The sequence below is a fragment of the Streptomyces sp. NRRL WC-3742 genome (genome assembly GCF_000720635.1).
Classification (GTDB): domain Bacteria; phylum Actinomycetota; class Actinomycetes; order Streptomycetales; family Streptomycetaceae; genus Kitasatospora.
The window spans coordinates 23,448-40,159 of the sequence record NZ_JOCF01000085.1 but is presented as its reverse complement, the minus strand read 5'-3'; the positions used below and the strand labels follow the sequence as shown (position 1 = coordinate 40,159).

At 72.7% G+C, this 16,712-nt stretch carries 15 protein-coding genes; 3 read left to right on the top strand and 12 right to left on the bottom strand.

The genetic code is table 11. The annotated features are described in order from the left end of the window. Positions 1–308: 308 nt before the first annotated feature. Complete coding sequence (locus IH61_RS0134615; RefSeq protein WP_037973743.1) at positions 309–2,444, bottom strand: restriction endonuclease; 2,136 nt, start codon at positions 2,442–2,444, stop codon at positions 309–311. A gap of 163 nt (positions 2,445–2,607) precedes the next feature. Between IH61_RS0134615 and IH61_RS0134610 the strand changes: the two genes are divergently transcribed. Both IH61_RS0134610 and IH61_RS0134605 read left to right on the top strand, forming a co-directional pair. Beyond that, a complete protein-coding gene (locus IH61_RS0134610) occupies positions 2,608–2,814 on the top strand; it encodes a hypothetical protein (RefSeq protein ID WP_031077297.1) in 207 nt (68 codons plus the stop codon). 97 nt (positions 2,815–2,911) lie between these two features. After that, positions 2,912–3,805: a DUF2797 domain-containing protein gene (locus IH61_RS0134605; protein WP_051838548.1), complete on the top strand. Its 894-nt coding sequence runs from the start codon at positions 2,912–2,914 to the stop codon at positions 3,803–3,805. A gap of 83 nt (positions 3,806–3,888) precedes the next feature. On the opposite strand, the gene IH61_RS0134600 is transcribed toward IH61_RS0134605, so the two are convergent. The 9 genes from IH61_RS0134600 to IH61_RS0134560 all read right to left on the bottom strand — a co-directional run bounded on the left by IH61_RS0134600 (position 3,889) and on the right by IH61_RS0134560 (position 12,993). Next, positions 3,889–5,085: a M20 family metallopeptidase gene (locus IH61_RS0134600; RefSeq protein WP_051838547.1), complete on the bottom strand. Its 1,197-nt coding sequence runs from the start codon at positions 5,083–5,085 to the stop codon at positions 3,889–3,891. Beyond that, a complete protein-coding gene (locus IH61_RS0134595) occupies positions 5,082–5,834 on the bottom strand; it encodes an amino acid ABC transporter ATP-binding protein (RefSeq protein ID WP_037973750.1) in 753 nt (250 codons plus the stop codon). The genes IH61_RS0134600 and IH61_RS0134595 overlap by 4 nt, the downstream gene beginning before the upstream one ends. A gap of 26 nt (positions 5,835–5,860) precedes the next feature. Further along, positions 5,861–6,775 (bottom strand): amino acid ABC transporter permease, encoded by a 915-nt coding sequence (locus IH61_RS0134590; RefSeq protein ID WP_107057316.1) that lies wholly within the window; start codon positions 6,773–6,775, stop codon positions 5,861–5,863. A 2-nt stretch (positions 6,776–6,777) separates the two neighbouring features. Next, positions 6,778–7,722: an ABC transporter substrate-binding protein gene (locus IH61_RS0134585; protein ID WP_031077290.1), complete on the bottom strand. Its 945-nt coding sequence runs from the start codon at positions 7,720–7,722 to the stop codon at positions 6,778–6,780. A gap of 237 nt (positions 7,723–7,959) precedes the next feature. Then, entirely contained in the window at positions 7,960–8,829 is an 870-nt protein-coding gene (locus tag IH61_RS0134580; protein ID WP_031077289.1) for a MurR/RpiR family transcriptional regulator, read from the bottom strand. Positions 8,830–8,958: 129 nt separating this feature from the next. Then, complete coding sequence (locus IH61_RS0134575) at positions 8,959–9,276, bottom strand: hypothetical protein (protein WP_031077288.1); 318 nt, start codon at positions 9,274–9,276, stop codon at positions 8,959–8,961. Between the two features lie 335 nt (positions 9,277–9,611). Further along, positions 9,612–10,352, bottom strand: a complete 741-nt coding sequence (locus IH61_RS0134570; protein ID WP_031077287.1) for a succinate dehydrogenase/fumarate reductase iron-sulfur subunit — start codon at positions 10,350–10,352, stop codon at positions 9,612–9,614. Next, a complete protein-coding gene (locus IH61_RS0134565) occupies positions 10,349–12,292 on the bottom strand; it encodes a fumarate reductase/succinate dehydrogenase flavoprotein subunit (protein WP_031077286.1) in 1,944 nt (647 codons plus the stop codon). Before IH61_RS0134565 ends, IH61_RS0134570 begins: the two co-directional genes overlap by 4 nt. Beyond that, positions 12,289–12,993, bottom strand: a complete 705-nt coding sequence (locus IH61_RS0134560; protein ID WP_031077284.1) for a succinate dehydrogenase cytochrome b subunit — start codon at positions 12,991–12,993, stop codon at positions 12,289–12,291. Before IH61_RS0134560 ends, IH61_RS0134565 begins: the two co-directional genes overlap by 4 nt. Before the next feature lie 96 nt (positions 12,994–13,089). Between IH61_RS0134560 and IH61_RS0134555 the strand changes: the two genes are divergently transcribed. Further along, positions 13,090–14,001, top strand: a complete 912-nt coding sequence (locus IH61_RS0134555; protein WP_031077282.1) for a LysR family transcriptional regulator — start codon at positions 13,090–13,092, stop codon at positions 13,999–14,001. Positions 14,002–14,026: 25 nt separating this feature from the next. Here the strand turns inward: IH61_RS0134555 and IH61_RS0134550 are convergent, their stop codons facing one another. Next, positions 14,027–14,515 carry a glutathione peroxidase gene (locus IH61_RS0134550; protein ID WP_031077280.1) on the bottom strand — a complete coding sequence of 163 codons (489 nt, stop codon included), beginning with the start codon at positions 14,513–14,515 and terminating at the stop codon, positions 14,027–14,029. A gap of 127 nt (positions 14,516–14,642) precedes the next feature. Continuing rightward, positions 14,643–16,424 carry a glyoxylate carboligase gene (gene gcl, locus IH61_RS0134545; protein WP_031077278.1) on the bottom strand — a complete coding sequence of 594 codons (1,782 nt, stop codon included), beginning with the start codon at positions 16,422–16,424 and terminating at the stop codon, positions 14,643–14,645. Positions 16,425–16,712: the final 288 nt, after the last annotated feature.

The window sequence follows — 16,712 nt, the reverse complement described above, 5'->3', positions numbered from 1 at the left end:
CCACGCGGGTCTCGCCCTCCCCGTAGACCTTGTTCAGGCCGGTCGCGCGGGCGGCCGCCCGACCGGTACGGACGGCGGTTGCGGTCGACGTGGTCACGGAGGACTCCTGAGGGATGAATCGGGTATTCCTACCGTTTCATCCTTTCAACAGGTGAAGGGGTGATCCGTATGCCGAACAGACGGACGGCCCCCGTCGACTCGGTGGTGCGGCGGGGGCCCGTCTCCTCCCCAGGTATGACCCGTCCCGGAGGACCAAGGTCCTTCCACTCCTTCTACGCAGCCTGCTCCACCTGCTCCACCTGCTCCACCTACTCCACCGAGACGCCGAAGGCCGTCGCCAGCCCCGCCAGGCCCTTCGCCACCGTGCGGCCCGACGGCTCGAACCGCCAGCCGCCCTGCCCCCGCCGGAACGAGCCCAGCACCATCGCCGAGTCCGGCACGCCCCCGTTGGCGCCCGGCCAGCGCGCCGGCCCGTCCGCGCCCGGACCGTACGAGGCCCCCACCGCCAGCCCGTACACCTGGCCGAGCGGCAGCGGACCGGGCTCCTCCTCCTCGGTGGAGACCGCGACCACCACCTCCTGCACGGCCGCCGACAGCCGGTGCAGGTCCACGCTCAGCCGGGCCTCCCGCACCGGCTCGCCCGGCACCGACCGCGTCGGGTGCAGCCGCACGGCGCCGTCCGGGTCCTGCGGGTTGTTGAAGAACACGAAGTGCTCGTCGCTCAGCACCCGGCCGCCCGCGCACAGGAAGGCCGTCACGTCCAGCTCCACCGCGCCCCCGGTGGCGGCCCGGCTCTGCCAACTCACCGTCAGCGCGCTCTGCGGGGCCTCCTCCCGGGGCGCCTCCGCAGCGGGCGCCGGGCCGCCACCGAGGCGGCCGCGCAGGCCCTGCTCGGCCAGCAGGTCCACCAGCTCCGGGCCGGTCACCAGCGTCAGCGGCTTGCCCTCGATGTAGGAGTACGAGCCCCGGCCGAAGCCCGCCGTGGTGACGAGGATGCCCTTGATCGCGCCGTGGTGGCGCACGGTGGACTCCAGGTCGCGCACGGCCGTCGGCGGCACCGTCTTCCTGTACCGCTTCGCCTGGATGACGATCTTTCCGCCCGTCACCGGATCCACGTCCTCGGCCACCACGTCCACGCCGACGTCCCCGCTGCGGGCCGTGGTCATCACCCGGAAGCCGCGCAGCCGGAACAGCTCCGCGATCAGCTCCTCGAACTCGATCGGGTCCATCTCGAAGAGGTCCGGATCGCCCTCCCCGCCCTGCCCCGCCACACTGCCGCCCACCTGCTCCGGCAGCCGGCCCGGCTTCACCTCGTCCAGCCGCTCCGGGCGCGAGGACAACTTGCCGCCCAGGCCCAGCAGGCACTCCACCGGGGCCACCCGGTCCAGCGCCAGGGCGGCGAAGTCCGCGCGGGAGGCCGTCAGCGTCGACAGGAAGCGCTCCGCCTCCCGGCCCGTCGCCGGGTCGATGCCCAGCACGAAGCCGTTCAGCACCACCGACTCCAGCAGGCCGTCCCGGTCCGCCCGGAACAGCTCCGCCGCCACCCGCAGCGCCGACTGCGCCAGCACCTCCTTGTACAGCGCCTTGCGCTCCGTCGCCGGGCGGGCCACCTCCGCCTCGCGGTCGTCCGACTTCACGTACCGCACCCGGGCCGCCGCCGGCACCACGTCCGGACCCGGCAGCTCCCAGTTCACCACCAGCTCCCGGTTCGCCGCGTCCCAGGCCGCCACCAGGGCGTGCGGGAAACCCTCCGGCCAGGCCGCCGAGGCGTACAGCCCCGCCGTGAAGTACTCCTGGACGGCCTCCGGTTCACCCGCCTGCAGACGCCGCAGCAACTCCTCCGTACCGGCCGCCCGCTCGGCGTCCTCACGGCGGACACGCTCCGCCCACGCCAGGTACTCCTGGTGGTAGGCGGCCAGCCGCTGCTGCCGCTCCGCCTCCCGCGCCTGCGCCGCGTACCAGTCCCGCTCGAAGTCGGCCCGGGCCTGCGCGAGGTACTGCTCGTACTGGCGCCGCACCCCGGCGTTACGGGCCTGGACGGCGTCCGGCGGCGTCACGTAGTACTTCGCATCGCGCTGGTCCGGCATCGCAACGGCCACACCCAGCGGGCCCGGATCGAACGACGCCAACGGACGCGGAGCCAGCAGCACCTGCGGCCCGAACGCGGGCGCCGCCAGACCGGCCGCCAGCAGACCGCGCAACTCCCCGACCCTGGCGTCCAGTTCGGCTGTCCGCTGGGCCGCCTCCGCCTCCCGCGACTGCTGGTAGGCGGCCTTCGCCTCCCGCTCGTTACGGGCGGCCGCCCGCTGTGCCTCCCGCTGATCGCGCTCGTGCCGCCGCAGCTCCGCCGCCTCGGCACGCCAGCGGGCCTCCTCCCGGCGCTGCTGCTGCCGCTGCGCCTCCGCCCAGACCGCCAGCACCCCGCTGTTCCGCCGCCCCGCCACCGTTCCACCCCATTCACGTCACCGCGCTGTCGCGCTCGGCCACAATAGAGCGCCCGGTGAACCCGCCGCGACCTGCACGTCCCTGCGGGCTCGCATCCCGGGGCTGGACACCGGGATCGGGCTGGGTGAGGATCGCCAGAACGCCTACTCCGGGGGAGAGTTCATGAAGCACCACGCCCTTCGCCGCCTCGCCGTGGCCGCCGCCGCTGCCGCCGGCATCGCCGCCCTGACGGCCGGCACGGCGCACGCCGACTGGCCGAGCGGCAACACCGCCCCGAACATCGGCCGGGGGCCGGTGAGCGCGTGGGACTCGCCGGACACGGGCAACACGTACCCGGCGTTCATCGTCGGGGTCGGCCGCTCGGCTTAGCCGGCCGCTCTGTCGGTGCCACCGGGTAGCCTCTCTCCTTTCGATCCACTCCATGTGAGGGAGAGGCGTGACGATCGGGGTGCAGCGTCCCGGATGGATGTCCACCGGCCTGAGCTGGCACGGCGGCCGCGCCCTGCTCGGGGCCGTCTCCGGCGCCCGGGTGCACGAGCGCGCCGTCGAGCCCGGGGCCGAGGTGGGCTGGCTGCTGCACGGCCCGCGCCGCTGTGTCGGGGCCTGGCTGGCGGGCGCGACGGAGCGTACGGCGTGCCCGCACCACGCGACCGTCCCCCCGGACGGCGGGGCTACCCAGTGCCCGGCCTGCCAGAGCGTGGACCGGGGCCTCGCGCTCGCCCGGGACCAGATCCTCGACGACGGCCGCACGTACATGCTCTACCTCGCCTGGTTCGGCGAGGGCCTGCTGAAGGTGGGCCTGACGGCCGAGCAGCGCGGGGACAGCCGGCTGCTCGAACAGGGCGCCCTGGCCTACGCGTTCACTGCCCGGGGCAGCCTGCCCGCCGTGCGCCGCGCCGAACTCACCGTCTCCGCCTCGGGGATGGCCCGGGAGCGCTTCAAGGCCCGTCTCAAGGTGGACCACTGGTGGTCGCACGGGGACGAGGCGCACCGCCGCACCGTCCTCACCGAGGCCCGCGAGCGTGCCCACCGACTGCTGGACGGGCACGCGGTGGAACTGCTCGCCGACCGCCCGGTGGTGGACCACGTCGACCGCTTCGGCCTCGCCGCCGGCGCCCCGGAGGCGTACGGGGAGATCACCGCCCTGGCGGACGGCGCGGTGATCGCCGGGGCGCTGCGCCCGCCGGTGGGCCGCCACCTGTTCCTGGACCAGCCGGACGGCTCCGGCCCGCTGCTGCTGGACACCCGGCGCCTGACGGGCTGGACGCTCACCCCCGTCACCGGCCGCGCCTGCGCGGGCCTCGCCGTCGAGGAGCGGGTGCGCCCGCCGGAGCCGGACACGCAGGAGGCGCTGTTCTAGGGCCTGCCGTCAAACTCCCGCCTGCGGGCCGCCGCCGGGGCACGGGCCCCGACGACGACCGCTGATCCGGCGTGGTCCGAACGTCACGCCCTCGATCCCAGGCGGGTGATCAGCGCCGCGAGCAGGGTGGTACGGGGGACGACGCTGCTCAGGTCGAGCCACTCGGCGGGGCTGTGGTCGCCGCCCCCGATCGGGCCGAGACCGTCCAGGACGGGCACCCGGGCGGAGGCCAGGTTGGCGTCGGCCGCCCCGCCGGTGGCGACCGCCGTGACCGGGAAGCCCAGATCGGCGGCGATCTCCTGAGCCTCGGCGACCATGCCCGCGACCTCCTCCGTGGGCGCCATCGGCGGCCAGGCGGCGGGCCGGTGGACGGCCACCGACGTGCCGGGGACGCTCGGGTGCAGGGCGAGTTCCTCGACGGCGGCGAGGGCGGAGTCCATCTCCTCGGTGCTGGCCGCGCGGATCTCCATCTCCAGCCTCGCCTCGGCGCAGACCACGTTGGTCCGTGAACCCGCGTGCACCACACCGACGTTGACGGTGACGGTGGGCCACCGCCCGTTCAGCCCCTGGAGCGCGGTGATCAGGTGGGCGGCGGCCAGCGCGGCGTTGGCTCCCCGCTCGGGCTCGACACCGGAGTGCGCGGCCCGGCCGGTGACGGTGAGGTGCAGGTCGGCGATGCCCTTGCGGGCCCAGACCAGGTCGCCGTTCTCCCGGGCGGCCTCCAGGCAGAGCGCGTAGTCGGCCTCGGCGGCCAGCCGCTCGATGGTCGGCTGGCTGGCGGCCGAGCTGATCTCCTCGTCCGGGGTGAGCAGGAACACCAGCTCGGCGTACGGGTGTTCGCCGCTGTCGCCGATGGCCGCGGCGGCGTGGAGGCCGGCCAGCAGGCCGCCCTTGTCGTCCGTGACGCCGGGGCCGTAGGCGATGCCGTCCTCGATCCGCAGGGGCCGGGCGGCAGCCGTGCCGTCGTCGTAGACGGTGTCCATGTGGGCGAGGAGCAGGATGCGGCGGCCGTCCGGGAGGTCGCCGCGGCGCCGGGCCACCACGATGTCGCCGAGGGGCCGGCCGTCGTCGTCCTCGGCGGGCGTGCGGGTGACGGTGAAGCCGAGCGAGGCGAGCCGGTCGGCGCAGAAGTCGGCGACCAGGTTGACGCCCGCGGCGTTCCAGCTGCCGCAGTCCACCGAGACCAGCCGGGCCAGGTCGGAGAGGAAGCCTTCGTAGCGGGCCCGGACGTGCCGCTGGAGCAGGTCGATGGCGCACCCGGGGTGCGCGGGGGCGGTCACAGGACCTTCGCCAGGAACGAGCGGGTGCGCTCCTGCCGGGGTGCGGTCAGCACCTCGGCGGGCGGACCGGATTCGACGATCACGCCTCCGTCCAGGAAGACGACGGTGTCCGCGACCTCGCGGGCGAACCCGATCTCGTGGGTGACCACGATCATCGTCATGCCGTCCTCGGCGAGGCCGCGCATCACGTCGAGGACCTCGCCGACCAGCTCGGGGTCGAGCGCCGAGGTCGGCTCGTCGAAGAGCATCAGCTTGGGGTCCATCGCCAACGCCCGTGCGATGGCGACGCGTTGCTGTTGGCCGCCGGACAGCTGGGAGGGGCGGCTGTCGGCCTTGGCGGCCAGGCCGACCCGGTCGAGCAGCACCGAGGCCCGCCTGCGCGCCTCCTCCCTGCCGACGCCCTTGACGCGCACCGGCGCCTCCATGATGTTCTCGACGGCGGTGAGGTGCGGGAAGAGGTTGAACCGCTGGAAGACCATGCCGACCTCGCGGCGGGCGGCGGCCACCTCCTTCTCCCGCAGCTCGTGGCGCCGGCCCCGGTGACGGCGGTGGCCGACCGGCTCGCCGTCGACGGTGATGCTGCCGCCGTCCGCCTTCTCCAGGCGGTTGACGCAGCGCAGGAAGGTGGACTTGCCCGAGCCGGAGGGGCCGAGCAGGCAGCAGACCTCGCCGCGCCGGACGGTCAGGTCCACGCCGCGCAGCACGTCCACGGACCCGTAGCGCTTGCGGACACCCTCGGCGACCACCATGGGCGCCTCGTTCATCGACACGGAGTTCATCGGGCACCTCCGAAGCGGCGCTCCAGCCATGCCTGGGGCAGGCTCAGCAAGCTGCTCAGCACCAGGTACCAGAGGCTGGCGACCACGAGCAGCGGAATGACCTTGTAGTTCTGGGCGTAGACGTCCTGGAGGTTGGAGAGCAGGTCGTGGCCCGCGATCACGGAGACCATCGCGGTGGACTTGAGCATGGTGACGACCTCGTTGCCGAGCGGCGGGATGATGGAGCGCATCGCCTGCGGCAGGACGATCCGGCGCATGGTCAGCGCAGGCGTCATGCCGAGGGCCTGGGCGGCCTCGGTCTGACCCCGGTCGACGGCCTGGATGCCGGCCCGGATGATCTCCGAGGCGTACGCGACCTCGTTGAGCCCCAGCGCGAGCAGGGCCGCGGTGGTCGCGTCCACCAGGGCGCTGGTGGGGGTGGAGAAGAAGGTGACGTGGGTGAACGGGATACCGATCATGACGTGCTTGTAGAACGCCCCGAGGAATCCCCAGAAGATGATCTGGACGAGCAGCGGGGTGCCCCGGAAGACCCAGACGTAGAGCGAGGAGATCCCGCGCAGCACCGGGTTGTGGGACAGCCGCATCACCGCGACCAGGACGCCGCCGGCCAGCCCGACGGCCATCGCGACCACGGTGAGCCACACCGTGGTCCACAGGCCCTCCAGGGTGAGGTCCCTGAGCAGGTACTCGCCGATGGTGGGCCAGTCGAGGTTGGGGTTCTTGCCGAAGGACCAGAGCACGCCGCCCAGGCACACCAGGGCGACCGCGGCGCCGGCGTGGCGGCCGTGGTGCCGCAGTGGGACGACGGGCTCCAGCGACGGCCCGGCCTGGGTGTCGCCGCCGCTGAGCGGAAGGGCGGAGGCGGACGAGGTGGCGGAGGTGGAGGTGGAGGTGGAGGTGGAGGGGACCATGCTCAGCTCACCGCCGTGTTGCGCCCGGCCTGGGCGACCGCGATCGAGGACTCCCCGTACTTGGCGAGGATCTTGCCGTAGGTGCCGTCGTCGATGAGCTGCTGGAGCGCCTTCTGGACGGCGTCGGCCAACTGGGGCTGGGACCTGGCCACCGCGATGCCGTTCGGCGTGGAGTTGTAGCCGTTGGGCGCCGCCGGGTCCTTGACCACCTCGAAGGAGGCGCCCTGGTCGGCGGTGGCGGAGGCGTAGCCGGCGGCGGCGAAGTCCAGGACGTGCGCGACCACCTTGCCGGCCTTGATCGCGAGCTGGCCGTCGCTGTCCTTGGGGTAGGTCTGAAGGTCGATCGGCGGCCTGCCGGCGTCCGTGCACAGGTGCTGGCTGTCCTTGACGAACTTCTCGGAGTTGGTGCCGGCCTCCGTGGACACCGGCCGGCCGCACAGGTCGGTGAAGGCGCCGAGGTGGGACGGATTGCCCTTGGCGACCAGGATGCCGGTGCCGTCCTGGGTGTAGTCGACGAAGTCGAGCTTCTCCTCGCGGGACTTGCGGTCGCCCATGTCGGACATCGCCAGGTCGTACTGGCCCGCGTCGATGGCGGCGATGATGCCCTCGAACTTCACCGGCTTGAAGTCGAACTTCACCCCGAGCTTGGCGCCCAGGGCCTGGCCGAGGTCGTAGTCGATCCCGGTGATCCGGGTGCTGCCCGCACTCGCGTACATCTCGAACGGCGCGTACGGCACGTCGGAGGCGACCCGCACCACGCCGGAGGACTTGATCGCGCCGGGGAGCGCGTCGTGGAGGGACTGGTCGACCTTGACGTCGACACCCGCGACGGCCGGGGCGGCGGAGTCGGCGGACTGCGAGTCCGGTCCGCAGGCGGCGGCGAGCAGCGTGCAGCTCACCGCGGCCGCGAGGGCGCCGGCGCGTCTGGCCAGGGGGTGAACGGGCATGGGGGTCTCCTTGCAGCCGCGAGGGGGAGGCGGCGATGGAGAAACAAATTACATATGACTGCCGCTCTGCGATAGATGTAACAGGTGTTTCAATGCGATAACTCTCGCGCCGGCCCCCGGACGCACCGAAGCCCTCCCGGCACCGACGGGTACCGGAAGGGCTTCGGACAGGCGCGGCGGCGAGCCTGCGACGGACGGACGGACGGACGGACGGACGGTCGTCGGCCGGCGGCCGGATCAGAACAGCGAGATCTCCCCCGTCGCCTGCTCGCAGGCGGCCATCCGCGCCGTCGCCGCCTCGCCGAGCGAGGCGAGAACCCCGGCGACCAGGGTCTCCAGCACCGCCATGGCCGGCACCAGGGTGTCGTACGGCGAGGGCGAGGTCACCACGGTCGGCAGTACCACCTGGGCCACCTCGGCGATCGGGGACAGCCAGGTGTCGGTCACCAGGACGACGGTGGCCCCGCGGGCGCGCGCCGCCCGTGCCAGCTTCAGCGTGGCGGTCTCGTAGCGCCGGATGTCCAGGGCCACGACCACGTCCCGGCGCCCCAACTCCGCCAGCGTGGCGGCCCGTTGGACCGGCGCCTCGGAGATCGTGCGGCAGTCCGCCCGCATCTGCACCAGGTGCAGGCAGAGGTAGGAGGCCAGCATGTGGGTGAACCGCCCGCCCACCACCGTGATCCGGCGGGCCGGATCGGCCAGCAGGGCGATCGCCCGGTCGACCTCGTCCTGCGGGAGCATCCGGAAGGTCGCCGCGACCGAGTCGCCGAACACCCGCCCACTGCGCGCCAGCAACCCGCCCTCGGCCTCGGCCCGTTCGGCGAACTCCGCCGACCCGTACATGCTCAGCGGCGAGGCGTCGCGCTCCTCCAGCTCGTCCCGCAGCGCCTGCTGGAACTCCGGATACCCCCGGAACCCCAGCCGCTGCGCGAACCGCACCACCGTCGGCGCACTCACCCCGGCCCGCTCGGCCAGCCGGGCCACCGTCTCGAACCCGGCCGCCGGATAGGCCGCGAGCAGCACCCGCGCCACCTTCCGCTCGGCCGGGCTGAGCTCCCCGAGCCGAAGCCGCAGGACCTCACCGACACCCCCGGGCGCAGGCTGCACCGGCCACCTCCTGAGAAAGATGTTTCATCCTAACGATCAGGAGGTTCCGGCTGAAAAGGCTCGTGGGTCAGCCGCGGTGCGCGCGGCCGGCCGCGGCGTGATCCTCGCGGCGGAATCCAGCGGCGGAATCTAGCCGAGCTTGCCGCGCACCCCGCCCGGCCCCGACCGGGCCCGGCGGGACAGCGGCGGGCGGGACGGGCGGACGTCGCCGCGGCCCTGGGCAGCGGCGACGGGCTCGGCCTGGTCGGCCGCCCGGCGTGCCAGCGCGGCGCGCGCGGCCGCCAGGGCGACCCGGGCCAGCAGCGGGTCCTCCCGGAGGCCCTCCGCCCGCTTCGCGCCCTGGCAGGCGGAGCACCACACGGGCGAGGCGGGCCCGTCCGGGTAGCTCATGTTCTCGGGCGGCAGGTAGTGCCCGCCGCACTCGACGCACTCGAAGACCAGCCTCATCCGACGACCACCGTTCCCGATCCGTGGCACCGACCGCAGGGTGACCAGAACTCGTGGACCCTGGGCACCATGCTTCCTTCCTCGTCCAGATCGACCGTCGCCTCGGTCTTCTGGGTCCCCCCGGACCCGCCGCAGCCGGAACAGGACTGAACCTCAGGCATATGCCGTCCTTCCGTAGCGGAGGACCACCGTAGCGCGAAATCCCGGGATCGAGGACCGGTGCCGCCGATCCACCACCCGTACGGGGAGCGCGAGATGGGACCACGCGCCCCCGAACAGATGTCGGCCCCCCGCGATGAGCACCGCCGCGGGGGGCCGACCGTACAGGGGGAGCGTCAGCCGCCGAGGGAGGCGCGGAGGAACTCGCGGTTCAGGGTGGCGATGCCGGTCAGGGGGATGCCCTTGGGGCAGGCCGTGGCGCACTCGCCGGTGTTGGTGCAGCCGCCGAAGCCCTCGGCGTCCATCGTGCCGACCATCTCGCGCACCCGGGAGGTGCGCTCGGGGCCGCCCTGCGGGAGGACGTTGAGGTGGACGACCTTGGCGGAGGTGAAGAGCATCGCCGAGCCGTTGGGGCAGGCCGCCACGCAGGCGCCGCAGCCGATGCACTCGGCGTGCTCGAAGGCGAGGTCCGCCACCTCCTTGGGGACGGGCGTGGCGTGGGCCTCGGGGGCGCTGCCGGTGGGGGCGGTGATGTAGCCGCCGGAGCCGATGATCCGGTCGAAGGCGGAGCGGTCGACGACCAGGTCCTTGACGACCGGGAAGGCGGCGGCCCGCCAGGGCTCGACGTCGATGGTGTCGCCGTCGTCGAAGTGGCGCATGTGCAGCTGGCAGGTCGTGGTGCGCTCGGGGCCGTGCGCCTGGCCGTTGATGACCATGCCGCAGGCGCCGCAGATGCCCTCGCGGCAGTCGTGGTCGAAGGCGACGGGCTGGTCGCCGCGCAGGATCAGCTCCTCGTTGAGGGTGTCGAGCATCTCCAGGAAGGACATGTCGGGGCTGATCCCGGAGACCTGGTAGGTGGTCATCGAACCGGCCGACTCCGGGCCCGCCTGGCGCCAGATGCGAAGGGTGAGGTTCATGCGTAACTCCGCTGGGTGGGGTGGACGTGCTCGAAGGCGAGGGCCTCGCGGTGCAGGACGGGGGCGGTGCCGGTGCCGGTGAACTCCCAGGCGGCGGCGTAGGTGAACTCCTCGTCGCGGCGGGCGGCCTCGCCGTCGGGGGTCTGGCTCTCGGTGCGGAAGTGGCCTCCGCAGGACTCGGCGCGGTGGAGGGCGTCGAGGCACATGAGTTCGGCGAGTTCGAAGTAGTCGACGAGCCGGTTGGCCTTCTCCAGGGACTGGTTGAGCTCCTGGCCCGTACCGGGGACCTTGATGCGGCGCCAGAACTCCTCGCGCAGCTCGGGGATCCTGGCGAGGGCCCGCCTGAGCCCGGCCTCGTCGCGGGCCATGCCGCACTCGTCCCAGAGGAGTTCGCCGAGTTCCCGGTGGAAGGAGTCGGGGGTGCGGTCGCCGTCGACGGCGAGGATCAGGTTGAGCCGGTCCTCGACCTCGGCCTCCGCCTCGGTGACGGCCGGGTGGTCGCCGGGCACGGCGGGCAGCGGGTGGCGGGCGAGGTAGTCGTTGAGGGTGGGCGGCAGGACGAAGTAGCCGTCGGCGAGGCCCTGCATCAGCGCGCTGGCGCCGAGGCGGTTGGCGCCGTGGTCGGAGAAGTTGGCCTCGCCGATGGCGAACAGACCGGGTACGGAGGTCTGGAGGTCGTAGTCGACCCAGAGCCCGCCCATCGTGTAGTGGATCGCCGGGTAGATGCGCATCGGCACCTGGTACGGGTCCTCGGCGGTGATGCGTTCGTACATCTCGAAGAGGTTGCCGTACTTGGCCTCGACGGCGTCCCGGCCGAGCCGGCGGATGGCGTCGGCGAAGTCCAGGTAGACGCCCTGCCCGCCGGGGCCGACGCCGCGGCCCTCGTCGCAGACGTTCTTGGCGGCGCGGGAGGCGATGTCGCGGGGCACCAGGTTGCCGAAGGAGGGGTAGATGCGCTCGAGGTAGTAGTCGCGCTCCTCCTCGGGGATCTGCGCGGGCGGGCGGGTGTCGCCCTGGGCCTTGGGAACCCAGATGCGGCCGTCGTTGCGCAGGGACTCGCTCATCAGGGTGAGCTTGGACTGGTGCTCCCCGGAGCGCGGGATGCAGGTGGGGTGGATCTGGGTGAAGCAGGGGTTGGCGAAGTGGGCGCCGCGCCGGTGCGCCCGCCAGATCGCGGTGGCGTTGGAGTTCTTGGCGTTGGTGGAGAGGTAGAAGACGTTGCCGTAGCCGCCGCTGGCGAGGACGACGGCGTCGGCGGTATAGCTGCGGATCTCGCCGGTGACCAGGTCCCGGGCGACGATGCCGCGGGCCCGTCCGTCGACCACGATCAGGTCGAGCATCTCGGTGCGCGGGTGCATCTCCACGTTCCCGGCGGCGATCTGCCGCGAGAGCGCCTGGTAGGCGCCGAGCAGCAGCTGCTGGCCCGTCTGGCCCCGGGCGTAGAAGGTGCGGGAGACCTGGACGCCGCCGAAGGAGCGGGTGTCGAGCAGGCCCCCGTACTCGCGGGCGAAGGGCACGCCCTGGGCGACGCACTGGTCGATGATCTCCACCGACACCTGGGCGAGCCGGTGCACGTTGGACTCGCGGGCGCGGAAGTCGCCGCCCTTGACGGTGTCGTAGAAGAGGCGGCGGATGGAGTCGCCGTCGTTGCGGTAGTTCTTGGCCGCGTTGATGCCGCCCTGGGCGGCGATCGAGTGGGCCCGGCGCGGGGAGTCCTGGAAGCAGAACTGGACGACGTGGTAGCCCTGTTCGGCGAGAGTGGCGCCGGCCGCGCCGCCCGCCAGGCCCGTGCCGACCACGATCACGGTGTGCTTGCGCCGGTTGGCCGGGTTGACGAGCTTGGCCTGGAACCGGCGCTCGTCCCAGCGCTGCTCGATCGGCCCGGCGGGGGCCTTGGTGTCGGTGACCGGGTCGCCGACGGTGTAGTCGAGGTAGCTCACTGGACGACTCCGATCATCACGGCCACGGGCACGGACACGAAGCCGCAGGTCAGCGCCAGGGCCAGGCCGTTGGCGGCGATCTTGAGGGTGCGGTCGCGGCGGGGGTTGTTGGCGCCGAGGGTCTGGGCGGCGCTCCAGAAGCCGTGCCGGATGTGGAGGCCCAGGGAGAGCACCGCGAGGATGTAGAACAGGCTGACGGGCCAGCGGTCGAAGGAGGCCACGATGTTCTGGTACGGGTGCTCGTGCTCGCCGACGGGGTTCACGGTGCCGGTGGTGAGGTCGAGGATGTGCCAGACCACGAACAGGCCCAGGATCACCCCGCCCCAGCGCATCGTGCGGGTCGCGTAGCTGGCGCGCCGGCGCCGGTGGGCGTACTTGGTGGGCCGGGCGGCGAGGTCGCGGCGGCTGAGCTGGTACGCGGAGACGCCGTGCGCGACGACGGCCGCGAGCAGGCCGGCCCGGAAGATCCACAGCAGCCACTCGTAGCGCAGGAAGGGCGTGCCGAGGGTGCGCAGCCAGTGGGCGTAGTGGTTGATCTCGGCCGGCCCGAAGAAGATCTGCAGGTTGCCCAGCATGTGGGCGACCAGGTACAGCAGCATGAGGAGTCCGCTGACGGCCATGACGGCCTTCTTGCCGACGGTCGACCGCCACAGGTTCAAGAGGAGGGACGGAGGGCGGCCCGTCCGCGTCGCGGTTGTCATGGCGACAACGGTAGGGAGATGCGCGGGGGTGCGTCCAAGACATGATGCGGCTGGTGACGATAGGCCCTGCCTATGGAGGCGCCGTACGCTGGGGGAATGCAGCTGCAGCAGCTCCGCTACTTCCTGGCCGTGGCCGATACCTGCCATTTCACCCGGGCCGCCGAGGCGGTGCGGGTGGCCCAGCCCTCGCTCTCCCAGCAGATCCGGTCCCTGGAACGGGAGTTGGGCGCGGAGCTGTTCCACCGTACGCGCGGCAACATCGCCCTGACCGACGCGGGGGACGCGCTGCTGCCGCTGGCCCGGCGCATCGTGGCGGACACCGAGAGTGCCCGCCTCGCCGTCCAGGAGACGGTGCAGCTGCGCCGGGGCCGGGTGCGGCTGGGGGCGCCGCCGAGCCTGTGCACCAGCCTGGTGCCGGACGTGCTGCGGGCCTTCCGGGACCGTCATCCGGGGGTGGCGATGGTGATCCGCGAGGGCGGCTCGCGCGACCTGGTGGGGCTGCTGGAGGCGGGGGAGCTCGACCTCGCGCTGGTGATCGCCCCGCCGGGCGGGGAGCAGCCGGGCGTCACCGGGCTGCTGCACGAGGAACTGGTGCTGGTCTCCGCGGAGCGCCCGGGAAGGGCGAGGATCCGGGTGACGGAGCTGGAGGGGCGCCCGCTGGTGATGTTCCGGGAGGGCTACGACCTGCGGGAGGCGACGCTGGCGGCCTGCCGGGAGGCCGGGTTCGAGCCCGAGTTCGCCGTGGAGGGCGGGGAGATGGACGCGGTGCTCGGCTTCGTACGGGCCGGGCTCGGGCCGGCCGTGGTGCCCGGGATGGTGGCGGCCCGCTCGGGGCTGGCGGTGACGCCCTTCGCCGGGCCGGGCCTGGGGCGCACGATCGCCCTCGCGCACGGCCCGGGGCTGCCGCCGACCCGGGCGGCGGAGGCGCTGCACGCCACCCTGCTGGCGCATCTGCACGACGCGGCCCGGGCGGGTGAACTCCCGCCCGGGACACGGCTGTTGCTGTGACCAGGCCCTGTTCGGGCGACAGTCGTCAGGCGGGCAGCACGGCCTCGATGGCGGCGATCGCCTCGTCGGACTCCGGGTCGACGCGCGGGCGCAGGCGGGCGCTCACGGCGCCGTCCGGGGAGATCACGAACTTCTCGAAGTTCCAGGTGATGTCCCCGGCCTCGCCCTCGGCGTCGGCCGTCTCGGTCAGCCGGGCGTACAGCGGGTGGCGGCCCTCGCCGTTGACGTCGATCTTCTCGAACAGCGGGAAGGTGACGCCGTAGGTGGTGGAGCAGAAGGTCTGGATCTCCTCGGCGCCGCCCGGCTCCTGCCCGGCGAACTGGTTGCAGGGGAAGCCGAGCACGGTGAAGCCGCGCGAGGCGTAGCGCTCCTGGAGCCGCTCCAGGCCCGCGTACTGCGGGGTGAGGCCGCACTTGGAGGCGACGTTGACGATCAGCAGCGCCTTGCCCTTGTGGTCGGCCAGGGAGGTGGCCTCGCCGGCGAGGGTGCGAAGCGGGATGTCGTACAGGCTCACGGTGGTGGGTCCTCTCGGAGGGTCGGCGGGATGCCCGTCACGGCCCACCGTACCGGCGCGGAGTATCGACGCGGATCGACGGCACGGACCGGTGGTGCGGACCGGTGGTGCGGACCGGCGGCGCCGGTCAGGGCGTGAGCGGCCTGACGGCCGTCGGCGCGTGCTCCGGGAGGGTGGCGAGCTCCTCGAACTCGTTGACCTTGTCGATGTCGGCGGCGGCCATGGAGATGTTGGTGACCCGCTCCAGGATCGCCTCGACCACCACGGGGACGCGGAACTCGGCGGCCAGCTTCTTGGCCTCCTCGAAGGCGGGCAGCAGCTGCTCGGGCTCGGTGACGCGGATCGCCTTGCAGCCCAGGCCCTCGACGACCTTGACGTGGTCCACGCCGTAGACGCCCAGTTCGGGGGAGTTGAGGTTCTCGAACTCCAGGTTGACCTGGAAGTCGATCTCGAAGGCGCGCTGGGCCTGGCGGATCAGCCCCAGGTAGGAGTTGTTCACCAGCACGTGGACGTACGGGATGCGGTGCTGGGCGCCCACCGCCAGTTCCTCGATCATGAACTGGAAGTCGTAGTCGCCGGACAGCGCGACGACCTGGCCCTGGGGGTCGGCGGTGGCGACGCCGAGGGCGGCCGGGATGGTCCAGCCGAGGGGGCCGGCCTGGCCGCAGTTGATCCAGTGGCGCGGCCGGTAGACGTGGAGCATCTGGGCGCCGGCGATCTGGGAGAGGCCGATGGTGGTGACGTAGCGGGTCTCGGGGCCGAAGGCGCGGTTCATCTCCTCGTAGACGCGCTGGGGCTTGAGCGGCACGTCGTCGAAGTGGGTGCGGCGCTGGAGGGTGGCCCTGCGCTCCTGGGCGGAGGCGGCCCAGGCGCTGCGGTCCTTGAGGGTGCCGGCCGCCTTGAGCTCGCGGGCGGCCTGGACGAACAGTTCGAGCGCTGCCCCGGCGTCGGAGGCGATGCCGAGGGCGGGGGCGAAGATCCTGCCGATCTGGGTGGGGTCGACGTCGACGTGGACGAAGGTGCGGCCGGCGGTGTAGACGTCCAGCCCGCCGGTGTGGCGGTTGGCCCAGCGGTTGCCGATGCCGAGGACGAAGTCGGAGGCGAGGAAGGTCGCGTTGCCGTAGCGGTGGGAGGTCTGGAGGCCGACCATGCCGGCGTTGAGCTCGTGGTCGTCCGGCAGGACACCCCAGCCCATGAGGGTGGGGACCACCGGGACGCCCGTCAACTCGGCGAACTCCCGCAGGAGTTCGGCGGCGTCGGCGTTGACGATCCCGCCGCCGGCGACGATCAGGGGCCGCTCGGACTCCTGGAGCAGGGCGATGGCCTTGTCGATCTGGACGCGGTTGGCGGTGGGCCTGTGGACGGGCAGGGGCTGGTACGCCTCGGGGTCGAAGTCGATCTCGGTGAGCTGGACGTCGATCGGCAGGTCGATCAGGACGGGCCCGGGGCGGCCGGAGCGCATCAGGTGGAACGCCTGCTGGAAGACGCCAGGCACCTGCGCGGCCTCGAGCACGGTGGTGGACGCCTTGGTGACGGGCCGGGAGATGGCGGCGATGTCGACGGCCTGGAAGTCCTCCTTGTGGAGGCGGGCGACGGGCGCCTGGCCGGTGATGCACAGGATCGGGACGGAGTCGGCGATCGCCGAGTACAGGCCCGTGATCATGTCGGTGCCGGCCGGGCCCGAGGTGCCGATGCAGACGCCGATGTTGCCGGCCCTGGCGCGGGTGTAGCCCTCGGCCATGTGGGAGGCGCCCTCGACGTGGCGGGCCAGGGTGTGGCGGATGGCGCCGGATTCCCGGAGGGCGGCGTAGAACGGGTTGATGGCGGCGCCCGGCACACCGAAGGCGACCTCGACGCCTTCGAGCTCGAGGATCTCCACGGCCGCGCGGGCGGCTGTCATACGGGGCATCGGATCTCTCCTGCGTCGGCCCGCAGTGGGTCGGAGGGCTCATCTCCAGAATTCCACCATACGGAAGAGCGGTTTCTGTATGTGGAATGAAAGTACGGCGAGGCCCGTGGGTCGTCAAGGGGACTTCAACGGATTGTTGAACGGCGGGGCCCGGGGTCCTTTCGTACGGAAGGACGAGGCTCGCGCCCGCGTTCCCGGGGAACCTCCGCCTCCGCGCCCGAAAGCGGACCCCGTGTGGAGTGCCGGTGAAGGCCCGGTGTCCGGGGTCGGACGACCCGGCGCGGCTGG

Coding starts and splice junctions, on each gene's coding strand:
- IH61_RS0134610 (WP_031077297.1), top strand. CDS start 2,608: ATGAAGCACCACGCCCTTCGCCGCCTCGCCGTGGCCGCCGCCGCTGCC.
- IH61_RS0134605 (WP_051838548.1), top strand. CDS start 2,912: ATGTCCACCGGCCTGAGCTGGCACGGCGGCCGCGCCCTGCTCGGGGCC.
- IH61_RS0134595 (WP_037973750.1), bottom strand. CDS start 5,834: ATGGTGGTCGCCGAGGGTGTCCGCAAGCGCTACGGGTCCGTGGACGTG.
- IH61_RS0134590 (WP_107057316.1), bottom strand. CDS start 6,775: ATGGTCCCCTCCACCTCCACCTCCACCTCCACCTCCGCCACCTCGTCC.
- IH61_RS0134585 (WP_031077290.1), bottom strand. CDS start 7,722: ATGCCCGTTCACCCCCTGGCCAGACGCGCCGGCGCCCTCGCGGCCGCG.
- IH61_RS0134575 (WP_031077288.1), bottom strand. CDS start 9,276: ATGAGGCTGGTCTTCGAGTGCGTCGAGTGCGGCGGGCACTACCTGCCG.
- IH61_RS0134570 (WP_031077287.1), bottom strand. CDS start 10,352: ATGAACCTCACCCTTCGCATCTGGCGCCAGGCGGGCCCGGAGTCGGCC.
- IH61_RS0134560 (WP_031077284.1), bottom strand. CDS start 12,993: ATGACAACCGCGACGCGGACGGGCCGCCCTCCGTCCCTCCTCTTGAAC.
- IH61_RS0134555 (WP_031077282.1), top strand. CDS start 13,090: ATGCAGCTGCAGCAGCTCCGCTACTTCCTGGCCGTGGCCGATACCTGC.
- gcl (WP_031077278.1), bottom strand. CDS start 16,424: ATGCCCCGTATGACAGCCGCCCGCGCGGCCGTGGAGATCCTCGAGCTC.